The following is a 23,765-nucleotide window of genomic DNA, read 5'->3' as shown; positions in this document are numbered from 1 at the left end:
GATTATCGTTTCAAGTTTACAACTTCCTGAAGCACTTCATCCGAGGTCGTAATGATACGCGAGTTCGCTTGGAATCCGCGCTGAGCTACGATCATTTCGGTAAATTCGCCTGTCAGATCAACGTTAGACATTTCCAGCTGACCTGAGATAATAGCACCGGTGCCATCATCAGTGCTGTTTGCTTCCATAGCAGTGATTTCACCCTCGTTTCCAGAGTTAACTGTAGCACGATACAGACTACCCCCGATTTTTTCTAATCCTTCTGGATTGATTACTTTAGTTACTCCAATTTTGGTAGCATTATCTGTTCCACCAGATGCCAAAGTTTGTACAATGGTTCCATCCTGAGAGATTGAGAAAGCAGTAACATCGTCTGCTAACGTAATGGGAACTCCACCACCTGAATCAGCAACAAAAAAACCGTCCGAAGTTACCAAATGCCTATTTCCGTCAATGTGAAAATCTCCTGCTCTAGTCAAGTATGGAGCTTCTTGATCCGCATTCATTTTAACCAAAAAGAAACCATCACCATTAAGGCGTAAATCTGTTGGATTATTCGTCGTCATGGCACTTCCTGGTAAATGAAGCGTGTCAATGGAAGCCACAGTCGAACCCAATCCAATTTGCTTTGCGTTACTTCCTGCCGTTTCTTCTCCAGACGCACTTGCACCTGAACTCGTTTGGCTCAAGATATCCTTGAACATCACTCGGCTGGACTTGAAGCCTGTAGTATTTACGTTTGCAATGTTGTTACCGATAACGTCCAGCTTCGTTTGAAAGCCCTTCATGCCCGATACACCTGAATACATTGATCTCAACATTGAGTATAAATCCTCCTCTGATTGGTTGCTTAGTTGACCGCATCAGTCGATCCGCGGCTTTTTCATGGCTTTCCTATTCGGGCCAGCCACTTCGTATACATTTTTATGAAATAATTACAGCACTATCTATCTGCGTAAATACGTTATCCTCCATGGATTTCTTATCCATCGCGGTAACAACTGTTCGATTAGGTACACTTACAATCAAAGCCATATCCTGCATTAAGATCAGTGATTCTTTGGCGCCTTTGGCAGCTGCTTTATCCACAGCAGAGTTGATTTTCGCCATTTGGTCACTTCTCAACTCTATTCCCCGCTGCTCCAGACGCTTGGCTGCATGGTTGCTCAGCTTGAGCACCTGATCCTGCAACACCTGACCGAACGGTCTGGCACTCTTCGATACCGAATTTACTCGGTTTTGTGAGATTGCTGCTGGGGGCACATTGGCGGGAAAAAGGCGTCCGACCGTTATTCTGTCATTCATGAGTTCTCACCGCTTCCAGTAGAGGAAGAAGATGAAGTATCCGATGTATCTGTAGCGGGAGTCGTTTTGTTAGCCTGGCTCACTGATGTTACATCTTTTAATGCCACCTCAGCCGCTCCCATTTTGGCATACTGCACACCGTCACGAATAACGATGGAATCCACGATTCCACTTTTCACTGTACCCGCACCTGTTTCACCTGTAATGGAGTCTTTTTTACCTGCCTCAATCCAGCTGACTTCTTTTCCTATCAAACCGGAGGCTGTACCTAAAGACTGTCCCAATGCATTCAACTGCGTAGAAATGTTCATCAGTTGTTCCACCGAGGAAAACTGGGCCATTTGAGCGATAAATTCTTTATCCTCCAAAGGCTGCATCGGATCCTGATTTTGTAGCTGGGTGATCAAAATTTTCAAAAACTGATCTTTACCCATCGTTTTAGTATCCTTGGCACTTGCTGTTTTGACATTATTCACATTGTAATTCGGCCAGACGTTACTGGTGGATACATTGTTGTCTGTAGTCGTCATTGTGTTCTCACCTCCATCATTACGCTTGTGCTGTAAAGGAGCCTGTCCGATTCATATCATCTGCGCGTTGTTCAGCTGTCCAGTTACGAAGCTCTTCTGCCATTTCAGCTACCTTCAAAGCATCCTCGCTCTCTTCTCTACCTCGAGCTTTGGAACGTTGATTGGATTGCTGCTGCTGATTAGCTCCAGATCCGCGTCCATCCTGATACATATGGGAGGAAAGCGACTCATTGTGCGTTACTTCTACCTTATCTACCTGGATACCTTGGCTCTGGAGACTCGAACGCAGCTGCGACATTTGCTGTTCCAGCAAATCCTTCGCTCCGCTATGCTCAGTCATGAACTGGGCAACCAGATGACCATTTTGCATTGTCAGCTTAACCTCCAGCTGGCCCAGATGATCTGGACGAAGCATGATAGTCGCTTCCGTCAAGCCAGTGTGTTTTACAATGTCAAGTTTCTGCACTACAAATTCGGTCATCTCCTTGGCAAATTGCCGCACATGTACGACTGGTTGGGCCGGAGCCGAAGGCGTTGTTCCTTGCGTTTGTACCGAAAGCTGTCCCGCAGTCGTGATCACTGGAGTCTGATTGTCAGTTGCTGTCGAATCCGCTTGCTCAGTTGCATCTACGAATGCACTCGCTTCATCCGTTGCAGTCGTCTTAACTGCAGACTGAACGAGAATATTAGTTGATGAACGTTGCCCTTCTGAACCTTGTTGATTAGTTTCGCCTTGACTAGCTTGCTGCTGAGAAGCAACAACCTGTTTGTCTGTAGTGGCTGTAGCTACGGTCTGAGTACCATTTGTTCGATTTGCAGAAGGCTGAACTGCTTGTGAATCCCCACCATCAGCAAGTTCCACAGCTTTCATTACACCATTCCACTGCTCATCGGAAATTGCTCCCGTACCTGCCGTTGCGCTTTGGAGCGATTGTAGCAACTGTGTCACCTGGGACTTTTGGTCTCCAGAAGCCTGCTCTGCTACATTGGCAAGTTGTGACAAAGCGTCCTGCAATGCAAATCGAAGAGTAGCCGGGTTGGCTGCCAAGGCTGTTAAGCCTGTCGCCTCTGTCGTTTCTCCACCGTTTAACTGTTGATTTGTTCCGTCGCCTTGCAAAAACTGTTGTACTTGCTGAATCCAAGCTTGCAGAGTTGCAAGCAGAGCAGGATCGGCAGCTACTTGATCATCCAACTTTTCGAGATTCTGCAGCAAAGGAGCCAGTGTTTCGACCAGCGACTCGGTTGGAGCTTCCGTGGATTCTCCAGTCGCAATAAGCGGGAGTACCATAACTAATGGAGAACCGTTCGCATCTGTGCCTGCTGAGCCCGTTTGCCCGCCTGTCATCATTTGCGTAAGTGTTTGATTAAAAGCACCCGTGGTTGCTCCAGCAGCTGTGGCTGTAGTCGTTGTTGAGGCCGTTGTACTGCTAGCTGTCTGACTGGAGCCGAGCGATACACTTTGAGAAATAAGGGTCATTTATTTTTCACCTCCCTTCATTTAAATTACTTACTGCCCATCAATTTGTTTAAAATTTTTGCGGTCTGAGCCGCATCCTTGGCAGACATATTTTGTAGTAAAGAACCACGTGTCGAATCATCTACTGTATTTAATATGTTTAATGCCTTGTCTGGACTGATTTTGTAAGTTTGCAAAATAAGTTCGGCACCGCTCTTCTTGTCCATGGAAGCAAATGTGCTACTGATTTGAGTGCTTTGCAAACTCTTACTCGTCGTGCCAGCTGTGGTACCTTGATCCTTTTTCAGACGAGACTGCAACGCTGCAACTGACAAATCCGTAGATGGCGTTACGTTTTTCAGAGCCATAGTAATATCGGCTGCTTTTTTAGCGTCCATCTTTTGCAAAATCTTCGCACTGTTGGCAGGGTCCATGTAGCTTAACAGCTGCACAGTCTCTTCCGTAGTCAGATTCTCCATAATCGGTGCCGCTTTACTAGCTGTCATTCCTTCATACATGCTAGCAAGATCTCTGGCCTGTTTTACATAAGGATCTTCATTTGTTGTTCCACCTGTAGTTTGCGTACCAGCCTGTCCCTGCTGACTGGCCTGTGGCTGCTGTTCCTGTTGCGTTTGGAGCGTATTGACCTGATTCTGCAGTTCAGTAACCTTTTTATCTTGTGTCGTCTTAGCAGCGGTAGCCTTTTTAAGCTCCTCCGTCTGCTTGGCTAGATCTGCCTTTAACTGCTGAATGGTTGCTTCAGAACTTTCGGACTGAGCCTTTTGATCTGCCTCTTTCGTCTGTGTAGCCTTATCTTTCGGTTCAGGTACCCAATTTTTAACAACTGGTATTTTGTTCCCTAATGAAATCATTTCGCTTCTGAAGTCCATATTGAACAATGTAAGCAGGACCCCGACCAGAACGATTGTGAACACAATCGGAATCAGGAAAAACATAAACCGTTCAAATCCCCCGCCTGATTCTTTTCCTAAATCCATATCCAGTTCATTTTCTGCTAACTTCTGTGCCATCGTCTTCCTCCTCAGGCAGCTGATATGCGTATCCTATGACTTTCCGCTTACCGGGCTTTCATGGCAAATCGCACGGAAGCCATTTCATCCAGCTCGTTCTGCTCGCGCAGGAGCACTTCCTGTTGGAATTTCACGTTGGCCTTCTCTCTCGCTTTCAGCCAAACCTGTTCATCCAGCATTTTATCGGTCAAAACGGTTTGTTTGCTTTGCACATTTTGCTGCGCATATTGAACATCCCTATGCTTGCGTGTAATACATTGGTCCAGATGATTAACATAAGCCTGTAATTCCTGAATGGTAGAGAGTGGTGCGCAATCCTCAGCAGCCTTTTGGATGGCTGATATGACTCGATTCCTTTCGCCTACAAGCTGTGTTAATGTCTGCTCCTCAGCCTGCAATTGTCCAACAGCACTGGAAAGCAACCATTCGGCCTGTGACTTTTCGTTGGTTTTCAAGTCTACAACTTTCTGAAAGGAATACTGAAATCTCATCGTTCAACCTTCATCTCCTCGTAAATTCAGAAATCAAACGCTCTCTTACCTCGTCCAGCTCAGCCTTTTCATCTGTTCTTTGTCTTGTAAAATCCCATATATCCCGTATACGCTCCATGGATTCGTCAATTTCTGCATTTGAACCCTGCTGATAGGCCCCAATATTAATCAGGTCCTCCGAATCTTTGTAAATGGCCATCAAGCGCTTAATGTTCTCGGCAGCGTCTATCTGATCTCGTGGTGCGATATCCTTCATAACCCGGCTAATACTCGCTAACACATCGATTGCCGGAAAATGTCCTTTGTTCGCAATTCCACGATTCAAGACAATGTGTCCATCCAAAATCCCGCGCACCGCATCCGCGATGGGCTCGTTCATATCATCACCATCGACCAGTACCGTATAGAAAGCGGTTATGGAGCCAGTAGGGCCTGTCCCTGCACGTTCTAGAAGCTTAGGTAGACTAGCAAACACGGAAGGTGTGTACCCTCTCATTGCCGGTGGCTCCCCTACGGCTAGGCCGACTTCACGTTGGGCCATCGCATACCGGGTAACTGAATCCATCATCAGCATGACATTCAACCCGCGGTCCCGAAAATATTCCGCGATCGTCGTTGCAATAAGTGCACCCTTAATACGGATTAACGCAGGTTGGTCGGAAGTTGCCACAATGACCACGGAACGTTCTAGTCCCTCCGGACCTAAATCCCGTTCAATAAAGTCCAGCACCTCGCGTCCACGTTCCCCGATCAAGGCGATTACATTCACATCAGCTTCCGTATTACGGGCAATCATTCCCATCAAGGTACTTTTACCTACACCCGAACCTGCAAAAATACCAACCCGTTGTCCTTTACCGATAGTAAGCAACCCGTCAATAGCGCGCACCCCGATACTGATTGGTTCCTGCACACGCGGACGATTCAGCGGATTGGACGGAATATTGAAGGTTGAATATCTCGCCATTCGCGAGGGAATCAATGAGCCATCCAGAGGCTGACCCAAGCCGTCCAGCACCTTGCCTAACAGTTCCGACCCGACCTGCACATTCAACGGCTTCCCTGTTCCTACTACATCACAACCGGGACCAATGGATTGCAGTTCTCCAAGTGGCATTAGAAGCACTTTATTGTCCCTGAAGCCTACAACCTCCGCTTGCAACGGCTTTGCCGTTTTACCCGGATAAATGTAACAAACATCCCCGATACTGGCATCTGGACCTTCCGATTCAACCATCAGGCCGATAACCTGCGTAACCTTGCCATTTACCCGAACCGGGTCCAGCTGGCGCAAATGATCCATGTAGCGCTGCGTATTAAGCCCCTTCATGTCTTCGCTCCTCATTCTCATGTGCCAGACGCAGTAGTTCCTTTTTGATCTCAGCTAATTGCGTATCAATCCGCGCATCCACGCTCCCAAAAGAAGAACGGATAACACAACCGCGATCTTTCACGGTACCATCAGGAATAATTTGCAGTTCTGCCTGCGAATCGACAGTTAATGACAATTCTTCTCGTGCACCTTGCACAAATGCGAAATGCTGAGGCGACACACACAATGTAATGGTTCCTTTTTCCCGCTTACGAGCCAAATTTTTACGAATTAATTCAATTGTGTAGTCCGGCTCAAGGCTAAGCTGTTTCTCAATGACCTTCTCAGCAATAGCACTACTCAGTTCAACCAGAAAAGGCTCAGCTTCCTGAATTAGTTGTTCCTTTATCTCATAGGCCTGACGTAGAATATCCTGTGCTTCTTCCATCATCTGCTCTGATTTCGTCTGAAGCTCGGCCTCAGCCAGCTTCTGACCTTCTTCATATCCTTGCTGAAACCCATCAGCCTTTAACGACTGAGTCAGCTGATCGTCATGCTCGCGTCGCTCCTGCCACCAGGCTTCAATCTGCTGCTGCGCCTCCTGAAGCATCCGTTCCGCTTCTTCAGCTGCCTCGCGAACCTGACGTTCGGCAAAATCCTTAGCATCTTTCAGCATTTCATCCCGTAGCCGTTCAGCCTCATGATCTCGCTGAGGCTCCGGCTCCGTATATTCAGTTGTGATTTCTTCGTCCGTCGTTTCTGGCGCATACGTATGTGCCACATCAATTGTTTTCAAAGCCTCTACAGGAATATATTGGAAAGATTTGATCAAGTTAGACAATGATGTCATCTCCTCCGCCGCGTGCGATTATAATCTCACCGGCCTCTTCCAATCTGCGGATCGTCGATACGATACGTGTCTGTGCTTCTTCCACATCACGCAACCGCACCGGTCCCATGTACTCCATTTCCTCTTTGAAGGTTTCTGCCATACGTTTCGACATATTTCGGAAAATCACATCACGTACTTCTTCACTGGATACTTTAAGCGCCAATTGCAAATCTGCATTGTCGATATCGCGGACAATGCGCTGAATGGAACGGTTGTCCACATTGACGATATCCTCGAACACGAACATTCTTTTCTTAATTTCCTCAGCCAGTTCTGGATCTTGAATTTCAAGCGAGTCGAGAATCGTACGTTCGGTTCCGCGGTCTACGCCATTCAAAATCTGAACAATGGACTCAATACCACCTGCATTCGTATAATCCTGCGTCGCGGTTGCAGACAGCTTTTGCTCCAACACTCGTTCCACCTGGGAAATAACTTCCGGAGATGTACTGTCCATGACAGCGACACGCCGGGCCACATCTGCCTGCTTTTCCTGTGGCAGAGACGACAGAATTGCAGCCGCCTGCTCGAATTGCAAGTACGAAAGCACGAGGGCAATCGTTTGCGGATTCTCATTCTGTATAAAATTCAATATCTGGTTTGGATCAGCTTTGCGGGCAAAATCGAAGGGTCTTACCTGTAACGTCGCTGTTAGACGGTTAATGACCTCAACTGCTTTTTGCGATCCGAGTGCTTTTTCCAATATTTCTTTAGCGTAATTAATACCGCCTTGGGAAATGTACTCCTGAGCCAAACAAATTTGATGAAACTCGGCCATGATGGAGTCCTTCTCAATGGCATCGACCTTCCGCACATTGGCAATTTCCAATGTAAGTTGCTCGATCTCCTCATCACGCAAATGCTTGAATATTTGAGCAGATACCTCTGGTCCCATTGTGATCAGAAGTATAGCTGCTTTCTGTCTTCCCGTTAAACCTTGACTGCTTGCCTTTGCCAATGAACTCACCTCTATTCGTCAGCCAGCCATGTACGAAGCAGATTGACGAATTCGTCGGGTTTCTTTTTCGCCAGACTTTCAAGCTGTTTACGCACTTGACTTTCATTTGTCACACTTTCCATGGTAATAGACGGGAACTCCGTCGGCGTTGGCATAAGTTGCAATTCTTCATCCAACTCTTCTTCCTGCTTACGACGACCGCGTACGATGAGGAAGATTACACCCGCCAGCAGTGCCAGAACAGCAGCTCCGATGCCCCATAGCCAAGGGTTGGAAGCTGAGAAGAATGTATTTGTGCTCGCAGGCGCCGGAACTGCTTGTGAGAACACCGAAACCTTCTTAGCCAAATCAGCGTCTGTAATTGTAGTACCAGAATTCGCCAACGACGCTCTTACGATATTAACCAAAATATTTTGAATTGCTGTCTGAGTTGCAGTATCCAACGTTTGCTGACCTGTTGGTGGTTCAACTGCTACATTAATGGTTAAATCTTTTACAGTATACGGACTTTGGATAATATCCCTTGCAATTCGGTTAACTTCGTAGTTAATCGTACTTGAGCTCTTATCTGAGCTGGTATTGCCGGAATTAGCTCCTCCGGGGTAGCCCGGAACATCCTGTGTTCCTGTTCCTGCAACTCCTCCGGTTTGTCCACTACTACCTGTATAGCTTTCCTGAATTTGTTGGGCGCTAATTTCAATACCCTTCATTTTCGTTTGGTCAACAGGTGTGACCATTTGTTCCTTTGATGTTACTTTGTCGAAATTTAGCTGGGACATCACAAGTACATTTACCTTGTCGTCTCCAACAATTTTCGACAAAAATTGTTGAACATTATTCCTTACATCGCTCTCAAACTTCTTCTGTAGAGCCATGTTTTCTTGAACACCACTAGTGAGCCCACCTTGGCCGCCCTTGGCCGTTGGAATCAACTCATATTCCTTATTAGTGATCGTAATGTTTTCCACTGGAAGATTCGGTACTGCCGTTTTTACCAGATTAAAGTATCCATCGATCGCCTGCTGATTTGGAGTAAAGCCAGGCTCGAATTCCATTTGAATCGAAGCGGAGGCTTTGTCCTTTTCCTCAAGTCCGGCAAAAATGTTTTCCTTTGGCATATTAATGACAGCTTTGGAGCTTTGGACACCATCCATCCGTTCCAACAGTTGCTGTATTTCGCCGTTCAATGCATTATTGTACTTCACATTGAACTCGTTCTCCGTCATGCCAATGGCAGAGGAGGACTGGTCAAAAGCGCTCATGCCGATTGAACCCTTCTGAATCAGGCCTTGAGACCCAACATCTACCTTCGCCTTATCCGCATTAGCGGTTGGGACTGAGATTTGTGTCCCACCAGCATTAAGTTGATACGGTATACCCGCAGAATCGAGATATTTAATGACTCCGGCAGCATCGTTAGCATTTAAATCTCGGAAAGCCACTTCATACTCGGTTTTGGTAAACTGCATCGTTAGCACTACAACAGCGATAATGATGAATGCTAATGTCGAAACAAGTAATATCTTCTGTTTTTTGCTAAAATTATTCCAATACCCGGAAATCTTATCCCGATATTGGGCGATTCTCTCGTTCACTCCGTCACCCCATCCGAAACTTTGCTAAACCCTCTTTACATCTGTGTACGCATGATCTCCTGATAGGCTTCGATCGCTTTGTTTCGGACCTGTGTAGTAAGCTGCAGGGAAAGCAGCGCTTGTTGGGAAGTGATCATGACCTGATCTACATCAACTTTGCCTGCCATGAATTGGTCGGACATCTGGTGCGTAGCGGCTTCCTGCTGCCCTACTTCATTGAGAGCATCCTTTAGGAAGGAACCAAAGTCCTTCAAGGATTCGGAAGGCGTCGCTTTCGCCAACTCATTGTTAGGCGATTGAATCTGCTGTATTACCGGTGTCTGTACATTAAACATGGCGTTCTGAATCATGTTTTACTCTCCCTATTAAGTAATTAGTAGTCCTAGAGCTTAGCGACCGATTTCAAGCGCTTTGGAAACCATAGCCTTTGATGCATTCAGAGCTGTTACATTGGCTTCGTATGAGCGTGTTGCGGAAATCATGTCGACCATTTCTTTCATAATGTCTACATTAGGCATATATACATAGCCATCTTTATCAGCATCCGGGTGACCCGGATTGTACACAGGCTTCAAAGGTGACTGATCTTCCTGAATTTGCGAAACCTTAACGCCAGCAGCGCTAGTTCTACTTCCTTCCATTTGAGCCTTCAAAACATCGGCAAAGCCAGATTGGTTCGGCTCCAAAACAACCGTTTTTCTCCGATATGGAACTGCTTGTCCATTCTCTACTTTCGCCCGAGTTGTCTCTGCGTTGGCAATGTTGCTAGATATAACGTCCATCCGCAACCGTTGGGCAGTAAGAGCAGACGCACTAATATCAAAGCCGTTGTTAATCTTCACCTATTCCTATCTCCCTTCTACCGCTGTTCTCATCATCTTGATGCGCTCATTAATTTCTTGGATGTAGGTATTATATCTTAGTTGATTTTCAGCCATAAGACTCATTTCTCTGTCGATATCTACGTTGTTCATATTGTTATTCATGACTGAGTACCCATCTTTGGTGACCGTGGCATCTGGAATGGAGTTCACAGGTCCTATTTGAAAATGTCTTGAATTGGTTACTTTTCCACGTAGTGGTGTGACATCCCCGTCCATTTGCTGCTGAAGCAGTTCTTCAAATGAAACCTCCGAACGCTTAAAATACGGGGTATCCGCATTGGAAATATTGTCAGCCATCACACGTTGTCTCGTATTTGCCGCCTGTACACCTGCCTGAAGCTTTTGAAAGCTCATATCACCCAGCAGATTCATTTAGCTCCTCCCTCCCAGCGTCTACTCCAAAGTAAGATTCAATAAAACAAGATTTTTCACTTTTTTTCGACAATAAAATTTCATAATTATACATTTCTTTTAGGTCTTAAGTAGAAAATAATAACTTTCTGTCATATATTCTAAGTTTCGTAGAGTTGGGACCTAATTACAATAAGAAAAAAGCCCTATCTTTTTAAAAAAAGAGGGCTTTAGATGCATAAATTGTTAAATTTTTCAGGTTTTTTTCAAGAAAATGAATGTTTTCTTAGCACTTTACACCTGTAAAAGATTATACGTCCTACTTTTGGAATAGACAGAAAAATCATCAACTTGACCATTATCTAGGTCTAAATGACGGTGCAAGATAGTGTTATTCTGGACCACACACCCTATTTTTAGAAAACCCTATTCATAAAATATACTGACTAAGGTCCCTGTTTTGGGCAATATCTCCCAGCTTCTCACGTACATATTCCGGGGTAATGATCATACGATCCAATGTAAGCTCTGGTGCTTCAAACGACAGATCCTCCAGCAGCTTTTCTAGAATGGTATGCAAACGACGTGCGCCAATATTTTCGGTGTTGCGATTTACAGACTCAGCAATACTGGCAATCTCACGAATCGCTTCCGCAGAAAATTCGACTTCAATCTCCTCGGTACGGAGTAGATCAGTGTATTGCTTGGTCAGCGCATTTTTAGGCTCCGTCAGTATCGACACAAACTCATCCAAAGTCAGGCTACTTAATTCCACACGGATTGGAAAACGGCCCTGAAGCTCAGGGATCAGGTCAGATGGTTTTGCAACATGAAAAGCTCCTGCAGCAATAAATAGAATGTAATCTGTTCTTACCGGACCGTATTTGGTCATGATGGTAGATCCCTCGACAATAGGTAAAATATCGCGCTGGACGCCTTCTCTCGACACATCGGGGCCACTCCCCTTACCCTGGCTGGCAATCTTATCTATTTCATCGATAAAAATAATACCCGATTGCTCAGCACGCTTCACAGACTCCTGAATCACATCGTCCATATCGATCAATTTGGCGGCTTCATCTTGAATCAACACCTTGCGAGCTTCCTTGACTGGCAGCTTGCGCTTCTTCGTCCGCTTGGGCAGAAAACTTCCGAACATCTCCTGCATATTCATACCCATTTGTTCATTCCCTTGCCCAGCAAACATATCGAGCATATTGGGTGCTGTATCCTCCACATCAATCTCTATGACATCATCCTCAAGCTTACCGGACAACAGATCGAATTTAACCTTACGGCGCTTTTCTGCCAAAGATCCATCCTGTTGTGGTGGTTCTTCTTCTACCGAAGTTCCCGTGTTATTGCCAAACAGCATTTCAAAGGGATTACGTTGCGATTTGTTTGACTTTTCTGCAGGTACAAGGATGCTGACAATCCGTTCATTTGCCATGTCCTCCGCTTTGTCCTTCACATTCTCTGTTCGTTCCGACTTGACGATGCGAATGGAGGTTTCCATCAGATCACGCACCATGGATTCCACATCACGACCGACGTAACCTACTTCTGTAAATTTGGTCGCCTCTACCTTGACAAAAGGAGCCCCCACGAGCCGTGCAAGTCTACGTGCAATTTCAGTTTTACCCACACCAGTCGGTCCGATCATCAAAATATTTTTAGGCACAATTTCATCCCGTATGTCATCCGGCAGCTTGCTACGCCGATAGCGGTTGCGCAAGGCAACAGCAACAGATTTTTTTGCTTCCTTTTGTCCGACAATATACTTATCCAGCTCGGATACCACTTGTCTGGGCGTCAACGATTGATTATTCATTTTGCACTCCTCCACCCTTGAATACTCAGAGCCGATTTACAGTTCTTCCACGATAATCTGATTGTTCGTATACACACATATTTCCGAAGCAACCTCTAGCGCTTCCCGTGCCATGTCCTTTGCTTCCATGCCAGAGCCATGGCGTTTGAAAGCGCGGGCAGCAGCCAATGCAAAATTGCCACCTGAGCCAATGGCAAGCACATCATCATCCGGCTCGATAATTTCGCCGCCTCCAGAAATGAGCAGCATCCCGGAAGAGTCCATCACAATCATAAGCGCTTCCAGTTTACGCAGGATACGATCCTGACGCCAGTCCTTGGCCAGTTCCACGGCTGCTCTTTGAAGATTTCCGTGGTGTTCCTCTAGCTTATTTTCAAACTTTTCAAATAACGTGATAGCATCGGCCACCGAACCCGCAAATCCTGCAACGACCTGACCACGATACAATCTGCGTACTTTTTTTGCCGTCTGCTTCATTACAACACTGTTACCGAACGTTACCTGTCCATCACCCGCAATAGCTCCTTTGCCATTGTGGCGTACAGCGCAGATGGTGGTAGCATGAAAGGACATATCCATAACGCGCTCCTCCTTTTCCTTCATCCCTATGCCTGTACTTCAGCTGATATAACTCCCGTTTCATTGATATAACCGCGCAAACTTTCCAACGCGCGACTAGCGAGAGCTTCATTCTTTTCCTTTTTGTTACGAATCCGTTTTTCCAACTTTGGAAGCAAACCAAAGTTTGCATTCATCGGTTGAAAATGTTTAAAATCAGCGGTCGTAATATACCGCGCCATGCTGCCTAATGTCGTTTCTGCAGGAAATACAAACATTTCCTGTCCACGTGCTGCTCGTGCCGCATTCATCCCGGCCAGCAGACCAGAAGCTGCCGACTCCACATATCCCTCTACACCGGTCATTTGTCCGGCGAAGAATAGATTACTTCTTCCCTTGAACTGATAGGTTGGATGAAGTTGCTGCGGTGAATTAATAAAGGTATTGCGATGCATCACACCATAACGTACAAACTCTGCCTCTTCAAGACCCGGAATCATTGAAAATACACGCTTTTGCTCCCCCCATTTGAGGTGAGTCTGGAAACCAACCAGATTATACAGCGTTCCTGCAGCGTTGTCCTGCCGAAGCTGAACAACTGCGTGAGGCAGTTCACCTGTATGCGGATTTACGAGACCCACAGGTTTCATAGGTCCGAACAATGCCGTTTGTTTCCCACGTTGCATCATCACTTCGATGGGCATACAGCCTTCAAAATAAATTTCTTTTTCGAATTCCTTGACTTGCGCTACCTCAGCCGTAATCAGAGCCTCATAAAAAGCATCAAATTCCGCTTCGTTCATCGGACAATTCAAGTACGCTGCTTCTCCCTTATCATAACGGGAAGCCAGATAAACCTTGCTCATGTCGATAGAGTCCTTTTCCACAATCGGGGCCGCCGCATCGTAAAAATAAAAATACTCCTCTCCCATCAGTGATTTAATCTGTTCCGACAAAGCTGGAGAAGTTAAAGGCCCCGTCGCAATAACCACAATACCGTCCTGTGGGATTTCCTGAAGCTCTTCATTAACAACCTCGATCAAAGGATGTTGATGAAGCGTATCAGTAATATGACCGGAAAATCCGTCACGATCTACTGCCAATGCACCGCCAGCCGGAACAGCATGACGATCTGCTGCGCTCAGAATCAAGGAGTTCAGTATTCTCATCTCTTCCTTCAGTACGCCTACTGCATTCGTTAGGCCGTTTGCCCTCAAGGAATTACTGCATACCAGTTCGGCAAATTTATCTGTATGATGTGCTGGTGTTTTTACAACCGGCCTCATTTCATATAACTTGACTGGCACTCCACGGCTTGCAATTTGCCAGGCAGCTTCGCTGCCCGCCAAGCCTGCTCCGATGACCGTTACCTTTTGTAGTTCACTCACGTTTAAATCCCCCTGCTAATGTTGTTCTTAAGAAGTCTCTACACTCTCATCGCTCTCTTCCAGCATTTCGCTGTGATCGCAGACAGTACAGTTGAGCTTCGTTCCTTGTTTCGTACGTTTTTCAACCATTAGGCTACTGCAACTTGGGCAAGGCTTAATGGACGGTTTATCCCAGGATACAAAATCACATTCCGGGTAGCGGTCACATCCGTAAAAGATACGTCCCTTTTTACTTCGTCGTTCGACAACATGTCCCTCACCGCATGTAGGACAATTAATCCCGATATCCTTAACAATTGGCTTTGTGTTACGGCAATCTGGAAAAGCAGAACAGGCCAGGAATTTACCAAATCGGCCAAGCTTATAGACCATTTGGCTGCCACACTTATCACAAATGACATCGGATACTTCATCTTTTATTTCAATTTCTTTCATTTCTTCTTCAGCCACTTCAAGTCGCTTCTCGAATGACTCGTAAAAGTCACTCAACACCTTGACCCAATTACCTTCGCCTTCTTCGACATGGTCAAGATCACCTTCCATATGAGCTGTAAACTCCACATTCAAAATCTCTGGAAAGAACTCCTCCATCTGTTCGATGACCAATTCGCCCAGCTCTGTAGGGAAAAACTTCTTCTCTTCAATAGCAACGTACCCACGTTTCTGAATGGTTTCCAGCGTCGGCGCATACGTACTTGGACGTCCTATACCCAGTTCTTCCAGCGTCTTAACAAGTCGCGCTTCCGTATAACGGGGAGGCGGTTGTGTAAAATGCTGCTTCGGCTCAACTGCTTCTTTTTTTAATTTATCGCCTGGTTGAAGTGGTGGCAGCAGTTTATCTTCTTCGGTTTTACCGTCGTCATTTCCCTCTACATACACTTTCATGAAACCTGGAAAACGAACCTTCGAACCTGCTGCCCGGAATATCGTCTCACCCGCTTCAATATCTACGGACAAAGTATCCATAATAGCAGAAGCCATCTGGCTGGCCATAAAACGTTCCCATACCAATTTGTACAAACGGAACTGATCCCGACTCATAAACGGTTTAACTGTTTCCGGTTCGCGTAACGCAGAGGTTGGGCGAATCGCTTCATGCGCATCTTGGGCGTTGGCCGCTTTTTTTGAATATTGACGAGGAGTTTCAGGTACAAAAGCTTCGCCATATTTTTGAATAATTAATTCTTTCGCTTCCTCTTGAGCTGAAGCGGCGATCCGTGTGGAATCCGTACGCATATACGTAATTAGACCCACGGTCCCTTCTTTACCTAAATCCACACCCTCATATAGCTGCTGAGCTACAGACATCGTTTTAGAAGCACGGAAGTTGAGCTTCCGAGCCGCCTCCTGCTGCAAGGAACTTGTTGTGAATGGAGGAGAAGGATTGCGTAAACGCTCTTTCTCTTTCACATCGCGCACCTTGTAAGACGATTTTCCGATAGCTTCCAACACTTCTTGTACATCCGATTCGCTGGAGAGTTCTTTCTTTTCACCGCGCAGCTTATGAAATTTCGCTTCAAAGGTGCTGTCTTTAATAGCTAGTTTAGCTGTAATCGTCCAGTACTCTTCCGGTACAAACTCACTGATCTCGTTTTCCCGGTCCAGGATAATTTTCACCGCAACCGACTGCACACGCCCAGCGGATAGGCCCTTTTTCACCTTTTTCCAGAGCAACGGGCTGATTTTGTAGCCTACAAGTCGATCCAGTATCCGTCGTGCCTGTTGAGCATTGACCAAATCCATATTGATTTTACGGGGTGTTTTAAAAGCATCTTTGACAGCCTGCTTTGTAATTTCATTAAATACAACACGGCAATCTGCCGTATCGTCCAGTTCCAGCGCATGCGCTAGATGCCAGGCAATAGCTTCACCTTCGCGATCCGGGTCAGCCGCCAGATATACTTTTTTTACTTTTTTTCGGGCATCCTTTAATTCTTTTAGAATTGAGCCTTTACCTCGAATGGTAATGTATTTGGGATTAAAATCATTTTCGACCTCTACGCCGATCTGACTCTTCGGTAAATCCCTGATATGACCCATGGAAGCCTTGACGATATATTTGCTGCCTAAGTATTTGCCGATCGTCTTCGCCTTGGAAGGCGATTCCACGATGACGAGTGAATCCGCCATAGGCTCTTCCTCCTCTCAATTACACACATGAGTATGATAGACTTCCTGAAATGTGGTGAGCTATAGTTCGTTAGTACGAGCTATAAATTCAACACATTTCAGGAAGTGGGGAAGGAGTAGGAATCCGCAGCGCGGATAAATGCCATACTGCCCTCCACCTGATGTTTAAAATTGAATTTGTGCATTTACTAAGGACTTTGCAAAAACAACTACTAAATAAGCTTGTATTTTGTGCCCGCTAGCTGGGCGATCCTTTTTTTTATGATTAACGATAACAGAACTGCGTGTAAAAGTCCAAAATCCCATGCCGTAGCATCAAGCAGTTCATCCAGAGTCATGGTTCCCTGTTCGAGCAACAGTATGACACGGTTTTCCTCAGAAGTCTCACTTTCTGGCAATTTGGAGACCTCCTTCAGATTAGGACTCTGCTCTCTATTGTATGAAGAAACCTCCCTTGTACGCAAATCCGCTTCATACTCCTCAATAATATCCGAAGCTTCAGTGACTGTTTTGGCTCCTTGCTTAATCAAGCTCAGCGTGCCTCTACTCTTCGGTGACGTAATGGGTCCGGGAACAGCAAACACATCTCGATTTGCCTCTAGCGCAGCATCAGCTGTAATCAAGGAACCGCTTCTTGCATCTGCTTCGACGACAAGCGTTCCCTTCGTTAGGCCGGCTATAATCCGATTACGTTGTGGAAACATTCCCGGATGCGACCTTGTGCCTGGAGGATACTCTGATACGATCAAGCCTTTGCTAGCCAGCTCTGCAAATAAAGACGCATTTTGGGGAGGATAAATTTGATCGATCGCTGTTCCCAGTACACCAATCGTGTTTCCTCCCCGGCGCAGGGCTGTTTCGTGACAAATACTGTCAATGCCTCTCGCCAATCCGCTAACTATTGTAATCCCTGCATTACATAATCCCTCTGTTAGTATCTCCGCTGCTCTACGTCCATAAGCGGTGGGAACGCGAGTTCCTACCATGGCTACAGAACATGTATGCAAAAGTGATTTATCCCCTATTGTATACATTACCCAGGGTGGATCAACTGTTTCCTTCATTAATAGGGGATAATCCTCGTCCACATAAGTTACCGTTCCAATATCACCGGATTGGACTCGCTGATATCGTTCATGCACCCATTCTTCATCGTAACACTGGGCCGCAATGCGTGCCTGAGCAGGGCTTAACCCTATCTCAATCCATTTTTGTTCGCTAAAATGCAGTAGCTCATGCAATTGATAGTCACTCGACCAAATACGCTGGATTGTTTTTCTTCCGATTCCCTCTAACTCATGTAAGCCTAACAAAAGCCATCTTTCTTCCAAACTATGGTTCCCCCATTCACGGAAGAGTGAACCCTCCCTTATTTTGTGGCACAATGAGTCATTTTGCAAGCGTTTCCCCGATAAGCCTGTCTTAACGCAAAAAAAGCAACCTTTTCATCCCCTGTTTCAGAAGATAAAAAGGTTGCTTACCTTTCTTTCATTATACACTAGCCTGCGGCAAATTTCGATGCGTTTTATGGCCTGTATATTAATGAAGGAACACGATTTAATGTGTCGTGCACAAATTCAAAATACCACGTGCTTCCAGCACACTTACCAGTGTCGAGCCCATTTCGGAAGGAGTCGGTGCCACCTGGATCCCGCAGGCTTCAAGCGTGGCGATTTTCTCTTTAGCCGTTCCTTTTCCGCCAGAAATAATGGCACCAGCATGCCCCATCCGTTTGCCCGGAGGCGCAGTCACACCGCCGATAAAGCCAACCACCGGCTTCATCATATTGTCCTTGATCCACTCAGCAGCCTCTTCCTCGGCTGTACCCCCAATTTCTCCAATCATAATGACAGCGTGAGTGTTGGGGTCCTCATTGAAACGTTGCAAAATATCAATGAATTCCGAACCTTTAACGGGGTCACCGCCAATACCAACAGCGGAAGATTGTCCTATACCCCGGGTCGTTAACTGATGCACTGCTTCATAGGTCAAAGTGCCACTACGTGACACAACGCCTACATGACCTGGTAGATGAATGTAACCTGGCATAATACCGATTTTACATTCTCCTGGTGTAATAACACCTGGACAGTTAGGGCCAATCAGAACGGTCTTTTTACCTTCCATAAAACGTTTGACCCTAATCATATCAAGCACCGGAATGCCCTCCGTGATACAAATCACGAGATCTAAATCCGCATCTACAGCCTCCAAAATGGAATCTGCTGCAAAAGCCGGTGGCACGTAAATCACGCTCGCTGTTGCGCCAGTAGCTTCCTTGGCTTCGCTCACTGTGTTAAACACTGGCAATTTGACCTGTTGTCCGTTCTCCAGTGTAATTTCTACCTCGGTGCCCCCCTTACCTGGAGAGGTGCCACCTACCATTTGTGTACCGTAATCAAGTGCACCCTTGGCATGAAACAACGCCGTTTTTCCCGTAATCCCCTGTGTAATCACCTTTGTATGCTTATCGACCAAAATACTCACGATCTTCACATCCCCTATCGTTTATTCGGCATATCGGAATGCAAACAGGCTATTGAACAAGTTCGACGATTTTTTGGGCGCCATCCGCCATAGAATCGGCTGCCACGATATTCAAACCGGATTCCGCTAAAATCTGTTTACCGAGCCCAACATTCGTCCCTTCAAGACGGACAACAAGCGGACGAGTCAGCCCCAACTGTTTGGCAGCCTCCACGACGCCGTTCGCAATGATGTCACACTGCATAATTCCGCCGAAAATGTTCACGAAAATACCTTTTACCTTCGGATCGGACAAAATGATTTTGAACGCTTCGGTTACCTTTTCCGTCGTCGCACCGCCCCCCACGTCCAAGAAGTTGGCCGGATCGCCACCGTAATATTTGATAATATCCATGGTTGCCATTGCCAAACCCGCACCATTGACCATACAGCCAATATTTCCGTCCAGGGCAATATAGCTTAGATCGTATTTAGATGCCTCAATTTCCTTCTCATCCTCTTCATCCAAATCACGCAATTCCAAAATATCCTTGTGACGGAACAACGCATTAGAATCAAAATTCAGTTTGGCATCCAACGCCAGTACATTCCCATCACCCGTAACGACTAAGGGATTGATTTCTGCAATCGAACAGTCCTTGTCCACAAAAGCTTCGTATAGCGCCAGCATAAACTTGACCGCTTTGTTTACCAGTTCATTAGGAATATTAATGTCATACGCCAACTTACGAGCCTGATACACCTGAAGCCCAATCGCTGGATCAACAACCGCTTTAAAAATCTTCTCCGGAGTGGCTGCAGCCACCTCTTCGATTTCCGTACCGCCTTCTTCTGAGGCCATCATTACAATACGTCCAGTCGCACGATCTACGACAACACCGACGTAATATTCTTTACGAATATCGCAGCCTTCCTCAACCAAAAGGCGTTTGACCTCTTTACCTTCAGGTCCGGTCTGATGCGTCACCAGCACCTTACCCAAAATTTCAGCAGCAAAAGTCCGCACTTCATCCAAACCTTTGGCAACTTTCACGCCACCCGCTTTACCGCGTCCACCAGCATGAATTTGTGCTTTTACCACCGTAACAGCGCTCCCAAGCGATTCTGCCGCAGCAACGGCTTCCTCCACCGTATAGGCAACCTTACCGTTCGGTACAGCCACTCCGTACTGTTTCAATACTTCTTTACCCTGATATTCATGGATATTCATTCTGGAATCCTCCTATCAACATGACTGCAACAAGGGCGGTTCACAAGGAAATCTATACTAAACCTACATCATTGTAACATGTTTTTAAAACGCTTTCCTTATAATTTAACCTTATGAATTACAGTATTTTGATATCATTATCATTCCCAAAATCGAATGTTTGGATATTACTGGATATTATATATAATACAAATTCACACAAAAAAAGCACCTCTACAATATGGGATTACTAATCCGCATTAAGAGGCACTTTATTTCTTCAAGCACGATTAGGTATTTTTTCTTTCAGTGGAGATTAACTCATGCCGTAAGATTCGCAGAGCAACTGAAAATACCTTATGATTTTTCGATTTGTACATTCGCTTGATGAACACGATCGAGCAGATCATTGAATTGGAGCAGAAGCGACCCAAATTGATCATGGGTCATACTTGTTTTTTCCTGGATGCATCCAGGTACAGACAGAGCTTTTTCCCGTAATGCGATTCCCTCTGTCGTCAAAGAAATCAGCACCTTACGCTCATCCTGAGTGGAACGCTTTCGATCGATCAGCCCGGCGTTCTGCAATCTCTTCAATAGCGGAGTTAGTGTGCCGGAGTCCAAATATAGTGCCTCACCTAATTCCTTCACTGTACACTCTTCACGCTCCCAGAGCACGATTAACACCAAATATTGTGAGTACGTCACACCGAGCTTTTCCAGATAAGGCTGGTATAGCTTCGTAATCTCTCTGGAGCATGCATATATGGCAAAGCATAACTGATTATCAAGTTTCAACGCTGCGTGTTCATTGAAGTTATTTTCCATACTGTCTAGTCACCTACTTTCGTCATTATTTTAGCACATTATATAGCAAAGTACATTCTAATTGCATAAAATACTTTACAAACAATAATTATTTTGATAAATTAAATTGTGTAAAATATAAGTTAAGCGAGAGGCAGTGATTGGATTATGATGACCATTCAACAAAAAATGTATGAAACAACAGTAAAAGCGGTTGGTGGACGTAACGGTTATATCGAGTCTTCTTCCCCTGAAATTCGTTTAGATATTGATACCCCAAAAGAAATGGGCGGCGCAGGCGGTGCTGGTACGAATCCAGAGCAATTGTTCGCAGCAGGCTATTCCGCTTGCTTTGATAGTGCCTTAAATATGGTTGCCCGCATGCAACGTGTTAAGCATGAAGGTACCGAAGTCACAGCTACGGTCCATTTTGGCAAAGTCGAAGACGGCGGCTTCGGAATCGGAGTAAACCTCGACGTTCTGGTCAAAGGCGTTGATCATGAAACTGCGGTAAAACTGGTGGAAGGCGCACATGAACAATGTCCATACTCCCGCGCTACCCGCGGTAATATTGAAGTGAAGCTGAACGTTTTGTAACATAGAGTTAGAATGAATTTCACAACAAGCCCCTGAACCGTATTGGTCGAGGGGCTTGTTGTTTTTCCATCAAGTAACATGGGAGATGATGCATAATCGCATATACGAAATTGATATACTCATAGTATAATCACTATTGTCATAATCTTTTTTGCTTCTCCAGGTCTTTTTGCCTGGAGCTTTTTTTGTCCTTATTTCCGTTTTCTCTCGTATACATACCCTTTGGAAAAACTTTTTCATAAAAATGATCGTGCTGTATCTGCTAATTTTATCGCCTTTTTACATTTCGGGAAAATTGGAATTTGCTCTATCCATCTGGCGGTATTGAATAGCTTCAGCCACATGTGAAGTCGTAATTTTCTCTGACTCATGTAAGTCTGCAATGGTGCGGGACAGCTTGAGAATTCGATCATACGCACGCATGCTTAAACCAAGTGCATCCATCGTCTGGTCAAGCAACTCCGCTGCATTTTGTTCTAATACCGCATATTTACGCAGCAGCTGACCGGACAGCTCACTATTCCATGAAAAAGGAAGCTTGCTGTATCTGCGGATTTGTATTGCTCGAGCAGCCAACACCTGCTTTCTCATATCAGCAGACGACAGTGATTCTTTTTCCTCCCGCCAATCCTTCGGTTGTGATACCTCAAGCTGAAGATCAATTCGATCCAGCAATGGACCGGAAATACGTGAGCGGTATCGAGCGACTGCTGCAGGTGAACAGGTACAGCGCTGATGTTCCGTGTTATTGCCGAAAAAGCCACAGTGACACGGATTCAAAGAAGCTGCAAGTAAAAAATGCGCCGGATACTTAAACACTGCACGTGAACGACTGATTGTAACATGGTGGTCTTCCAGAGGCTGCCGCAGTACTTCTAGTACATGACGGCTAAACTCAGGCAGTTCATCCAGAAATAAAATCCCTCGGTGTGCAAGACTGATTTCTCCTGGTTTGGGTATGCCTCCTCCGCCTACCAATCCAGCAGCAGAGATCGTATGATGAGGCGAACGGAAGGGACGAACATGCATGAGATGGGGCGATGACTCCTTCCATTTTCCTGCTGCGCTGTATACCTTGGTCACTTCTAGCGACTCCTTTTCAGTCAAAGGCGGTAGGATAGAGGACAATCTGCGGATGAGCATCGTTTTTCCAGCACCCGGCGGCCCCATAAGCAAAATATTATGCATTCCTGCTGCAGCAATAACTAACGCACGTTTGGCGTGTAGCTGACCCAGCACATCGCTGTAATCCTCCATATTACTGGCTAGTTCCTCTTGCTCGCACAACGCTATATGCTCTGCTTGGGATAAATGGTCATAGGAATGGATTATAACTTGTTTACTGGCAGTACAATTTTGATTGGTCACTTGGCCGTCCGGGGTGCCTTGTGCATGCTCATTAACCGGGATAAGATCCACCAGATGGCGTATAGCGTAAATACGTATATCCGCAATTAGACGAGCCTCGCTTGCGTTTTCTTGAGGAAGCAGCACGGAATCGAATCCTTCTCGCTTGGCCAGATCAACCATAGACAACACCCCATTTACAGGACGAATGCTGCCATCCAGTGCCAGCTCGCCAATAAACAGCGTTCGTTCCCCTACTGGTAAAACAACCTGTCCGCTGGTTGTCAGCAAGCCTAAAGCGATAGCAAGATCAAAAGATGAGCCTTCCTTACGCAAATCTGCAGGAGCTAAGTTAATCGTGACACGCTGGGACGGATATTTGAAACCGCAGTTTTTGATTGCTGCTCTCACACGCTCTACTGCCTCTCGAATCGCTGAATCTGGCAATCCGATAATTGCGGTCTGAGGCAAGCCATTGGACAAATCAGTCTCAACTTCGATCAGAACGCCATCTATCCCATATAGGCAAGCTCCATGTAATTTTCCATACATATCAAAAAAGCACCTCTCCTCATATTGAAATGTCCCTCTCGGGAATCATTGCCTATATGAAAAAAGGTGCTTCC

23 protein-coding genes are annotated in these 23,765 nt (G+C 45.8%); 1 reads left to right on the top strand and 22 read right to left on the bottom strand.

The window, feature by feature from the left end; genetic code table 11:
* Positions 1-2: 2 nt before the first annotated feature.
* The 21 genes from ACYCS5_RS24640 to ACYCS5_RS24540 form a co-directional block, all read right to left on the bottom strand.
* Positions 3-821: a flagellar hook-basal body complex protein gene (locus ACYCS5_RS24640; RefSeq protein ID WP_029516997.1), complete on the bottom strand. Its 819-nt coding sequence runs from the start codon at positions 819-821 to the stop codon at positions 3-5.
* A gap of 103 nt (positions 822-924) precedes the next feature.
* Complete coding sequence (locus tag ACYCS5_RS24635) at positions 925-1,305, bottom strand: TIGR02530 family flagellar biosynthesis protein (protein ID WP_165147595.1); 381 nt, start codon at positions 1,303-1,305, stop codon at positions 925-927.
* The gene (locus ACYCS5_RS24630; protein WP_165147598.1) at positions 1,302-1,835 is read right to left on the bottom strand and encodes a flagellar hook capping FlgD N-terminal domain-containing protein; all 534 of its coding nucleotides are present in this window, start codon (positions 1,833-1,835) and stop codon (positions 1,302-1,304) included. The genes ACYCS5_RS24635 and ACYCS5_RS24630 overlap by 4 nt, the downstream gene beginning before the upstream one ends.
* Before the next feature lie 19 nt (positions 1,836-1,854).
* Positions 1,855-3,312, bottom strand: a complete 1,458-nt coding sequence (locus ACYCS5_RS24625) for a flagellar hook-length control protein FliK (RefSeq protein ID WP_165147601.1) — start codon at positions 3,310-3,312, stop codon at positions 1,855-1,857.
* A 26-nt stretch (positions 3,313-3,338) separates the two neighbouring features.
* Entirely contained in the window at positions 3,339-4,322 is a 984-nt protein-coding gene (locus tag ACYCS5_RS24620; protein WP_023988189.1) for a magnesium transporter MgtE N-terminal domain-containing protein, read from the bottom strand.
* 47 nt (positions 4,323-4,369) lie between these two features.
* Entirely contained in the window at positions 4,370-4,813 is a 444-nt protein-coding gene (fliJ, locus tag ACYCS5_RS24615; protein ID WP_029516992.1) for a flagellar export protein FliJ, read from the bottom strand.
* 10 nt (positions 4,814-4,823) lie between these two features.
* Positions 4,824-6,143, bottom strand: a complete 1,320-nt coding sequence (gene fliI, locus ACYCS5_RS24610) for a flagellar protein export ATPase FliI (RefSeq protein ID WP_029516991.1) — start codon at positions 6,141-6,143, stop codon at positions 4,824-4,826.
* A complete protein-coding gene (locus tag ACYCS5_RS24605) occupies positions 6,130-6,966 on the bottom strand; it encodes a FliH/SctL family protein (protein ID WP_165147604.1) in 837 nt (278 codons plus the stop codon). The genes fliI and ACYCS5_RS24605 overlap by 14 nt, the downstream gene beginning before the upstream one ends.
* Positions 6,959-7,912 (bottom strand): flagellar motor switch protein FliG, encoded by a 954-nt coding sequence (fliG, locus tag ACYCS5_RS24600; RefSeq protein ID WP_419179377.1) that lies wholly within the window; start codon positions 7,910-7,912, stop codon positions 6,959-6,961. Before fliG ends, ACYCS5_RS24605 begins: the two co-directional genes overlap by 8 nt.
* 74 nt (positions 7,913-7,986) lie before the next feature.
* A complete protein-coding gene (gene fliF, locus ACYCS5_RS24595) occupies positions 7,987-9,570 on the bottom strand; it encodes a flagellar basal-body MS-ring/collar protein FliF (protein WP_013309886.1) in 1,584 nt (527 codons plus the stop codon).
* Between the two features lie 35 nt (positions 9,571-9,605).
* A complete protein-coding gene (gene fliE, locus ACYCS5_RS24590; RefSeq protein ID WP_029516989.1) occupies positions 9,606-9,920 on the bottom strand; it encodes a flagellar hook-basal body complex protein FliE in 315 nt (104 codons plus the stop codon).
* A 39-nt stretch (positions 9,921-9,959) separates the two neighbouring features.
* Positions 9,960-10,412 carry a flagellar basal body rod protein FlgC gene (flgC, locus tag ACYCS5_RS24585; RefSeq protein WP_029516988.1) on the bottom strand — a complete coding sequence of 151 codons (453 nt, stop codon included), beginning with the start codon at positions 10,410-10,412 and terminating at the stop codon, positions 9,960-9,962.
* A 6-nt stretch (positions 10,413-10,418) separates the two neighbouring features.
* On the bottom strand, positions 10,419-10,826 hold the full coding sequence (flgB, locus tag ACYCS5_RS24580; protein ID WP_013309883.1) for a flagellar basal body rod protein FlgB: 408 nt from the start codon (positions 10,824-10,826) through the stop codon (positions 10,419-10,421).
* 409 nt (positions 10,827-11,235) lie between these two features.
* A complete protein-coding gene (hslU, locus tag ACYCS5_RS24575; RefSeq protein WP_029516987.1) occupies positions 11,236-12,636 on the bottom strand; it encodes an ATP-dependent protease ATPase subunit HslU in 1,401 nt (466 codons plus the stop codon).
* Positions 12,637-12,672: 36 nt separating this feature from the next.
* A complete protein-coding gene (gene hslV, locus ACYCS5_RS24570) occupies positions 12,673-13,215 on the bottom strand; it encodes an ATP-dependent protease subunit HslV (RefSeq protein ID WP_013309881.1) in 543 nt (180 codons plus the stop codon).
* 26 nt (positions 13,216-13,241) lie between these two features.
* The gene (trmFO, locus tag ACYCS5_RS24565; RefSeq protein WP_039274718.1) at positions 13,242-14,582 is read right to left on the bottom strand and encodes an FADH(2)-oxidizing methylenetetrahydrofolate--tRNA-(uracil(54)-C(5))-methyltransferase TrmFO; all 1,341 of its coding nucleotides are present in this window, start codon (positions 14,580-14,582) and stop codon (positions 13,242-13,244) included.
* A 27-nt stretch (positions 14,583-14,609) separates the two neighbouring features.
* Positions 14,610-16,712: a type I DNA topoisomerase gene (gene topA, locus ACYCS5_RS24560; protein WP_459760256.1), complete on the bottom strand. Its 2,103-nt coding sequence runs from the start codon at positions 16,710-16,712 to the stop codon at positions 14,610-14,612.
* Positions 16,713-16,924: 212 nt separating this feature from the next.
* Positions 16,925-18,043, bottom strand: a complete 1,119-nt coding sequence (gene dprA, locus ACYCS5_RS24555; RefSeq protein ID WP_029516984.1) for a DNA-processing protein DprA — start codon at positions 18,041-18,043, stop codon at positions 16,925-16,927.
* A 226-nt stretch (positions 18,044-18,269) separates the two neighbouring features.
* On the bottom strand, positions 18,270-19,199 hold the full coding sequence (gene sucD, locus ACYCS5_RS24550; protein WP_459760255.1) for a succinate--CoA ligase subunit alpha: 930 nt from the start codon (positions 19,197-19,199) through the stop codon (positions 18,270-18,272).
* 49 nt (positions 19,200-19,248) lie between these two features.
* Positions 19,249-20,409: an ADP-forming succinate--CoA ligase subunit beta gene (gene sucC, locus ACYCS5_RS24545; protein ID WP_307349804.1), complete on the bottom strand. Its 1,161-nt coding sequence runs from the start codon at positions 20,407-20,409 to the stop codon at positions 19,249-19,251.
* Between the two features lie 336 nt (positions 20,410-20,745).
* Positions 20,746-21,216, bottom strand: coding sequence for a MarR family winged helix-turn-helix transcriptional regulator (locus tag ACYCS5_RS24540; protein WP_209948035.1), 471 nt, complete (start codon positions 21,214-21,216; stop codon positions 20,746-20,748).
* Between the two features lie 147 nt (positions 21,217-21,363).
* On the opposite strand from ACYCS5_RS24540, the gene ACYCS5_RS24535 reads away from it, so the two are divergent.
* Positions 21,364-21,792 (top strand): organic hydroperoxide resistance protein, encoded by a 429-nt coding sequence (locus ACYCS5_RS24535; protein WP_459760254.1) that lies wholly within the window; start codon positions 21,364-21,366, stop codon positions 21,790-21,792.
* 279 nt (positions 21,793-22,071) lie between these two features.
* Here the strand turns inward: ACYCS5_RS24535 and ACYCS5_RS24530 are convergent, their stop codons facing one another.
* Positions 22,072-23,691 (bottom strand): YifB family Mg chelatase-like AAA ATPase, encoded by a 1,620-nt coding sequence (locus tag ACYCS5_RS24530; RefSeq protein WP_029516980.1) that lies wholly within the window; start codon positions 23,689-23,691, stop codon positions 22,072-22,074.
* Between the last annotated feature and the right edge of the window lie 74 nt (positions 23,692-23,765).

This window comes from Paenibacillus sp. SEL3 (assembly GCF_054602585.1).
This window is presented reverse-complemented; position numbering and strand designations above follow the sequence as displayed.

What these genes read in the sequence shown, in the direction of transcription:
- ACYCS5_RS24640 (WP_029516997.1), bottom strand. Translation starts at nt 821, where the DNA reads ATGTTGAGATCAATGTATTCAGGTGTATCGGGCATGAAGGGCTTTCAA.
- ACYCS5_RS24635 (WP_165147595.1), bottom strand. Translation starts at nt 1,305, where the DNA reads ATGAATGACAGAATAACGGTCGGACGCCTTTTTCCCGCCAATGTGCCC.
- ACYCS5_RS24630 (WP_165147598.1), bottom strand. Translation starts at nt 1,835, where the DNA reads ATGACGACTACAGACAACAATGTATCCACCAGTAACGTCTGGCCGAAT.
- ACYCS5_RS24625 (WP_165147601.1), bottom strand. Translation starts at nt 3,312, where the DNA reads ATGACCCTTATTTCTCAAAGTGTATCGCTCGGCTCCAGTCAGACAGCT.
- ACYCS5_RS24620 (WP_023988189.1), bottom strand. Translation starts at nt 4,322, where the DNA reads ATGGCACAGAAGTTAGCAGAAAATGAACTGGATATGGATTTAGGAAAA.
- fliJ (WP_029516992.1), bottom strand. Translation starts at nt 4,813, where the DNA reads ATGAGATTTCAGTATTCCTTTCAGAAAGTTGTAGACTTGAAAACCAAC.
- fliI (WP_029516991.1), bottom strand. Translation starts at nt 6,143, where the DNA reads ATGAAGGGGCTTAATACGCAGCGCTACATGGATCATTTGCGCCAGCTG.
- fliG (WP_419179377.1), bottom strand. Translation starts at nt 7,912, where the DNA reads ATGGGACCAGAGGTATCTGCTCAAATATTCAAGCATTTGCGTGATGAG.
- fliE (WP_029516989.1), bottom strand. Translation starts at nt 9,920, where the DNA reads ATGATTCAGAACGCCATGTTTAATGTACAGACACCGGTAATACAGCAG.
- flgB (WP_013309883.1), bottom strand. Translation starts at nt 10,826, where the DNA reads ATGAATCTGCTGGGTGATATGAGCTTTCAAAAGCTTCAGGCAGGTGTA.
- hslU (WP_029516987.1), bottom strand. Translation starts at nt 12,636, where the DNA reads ATGAATAATCAATCGTTGACGCCCAGACAAGTGGTATCCGAGCTGGAT.
- hslV (WP_013309881.1), bottom strand. Translation starts at nt 13,215, where the DNA reads ATGGATATGTCCTTTCATGCTACCACCATCTGCGCTGTACGCCACAAT.
- topA (WP_459760256.1), bottom strand. Translation starts at nt 16,712, where the DNA reads ATGGCGGATTCACTCGTCATCGTGGAATCGCCTTCCAAGGCGAAGACG.
- sucC (WP_307349804.1), bottom strand. Translation starts at nt 20,409, where the DNA reads ATGAATATCCATGAATATCAGGGTAAAGAAGTATTGAAACAGTACGGA.
- ACYCS5_RS24540 (WP_209948035.1), bottom strand. Translation starts at nt 21,216, where the DNA reads ATGGAAAATAACTTCAATGAACACGCAGCGTTGAAACTTGATAATCAG.
- ACYCS5_RS24535 (WP_459760254.1), top strand. Translation starts at nt 21,364, where the DNA reads ATGATGACCATTCAACAAAAAATGTATGAAACAACAGTAAAAGCGGTT.
- ACYCS5_RS24530 (WP_029516980.1), bottom strand. Translation starts at nt 23,691, where the DNA reads ATGTATGGAAAATTACATGGAGCTTGCCTATATGGGATAGATGGCGTT.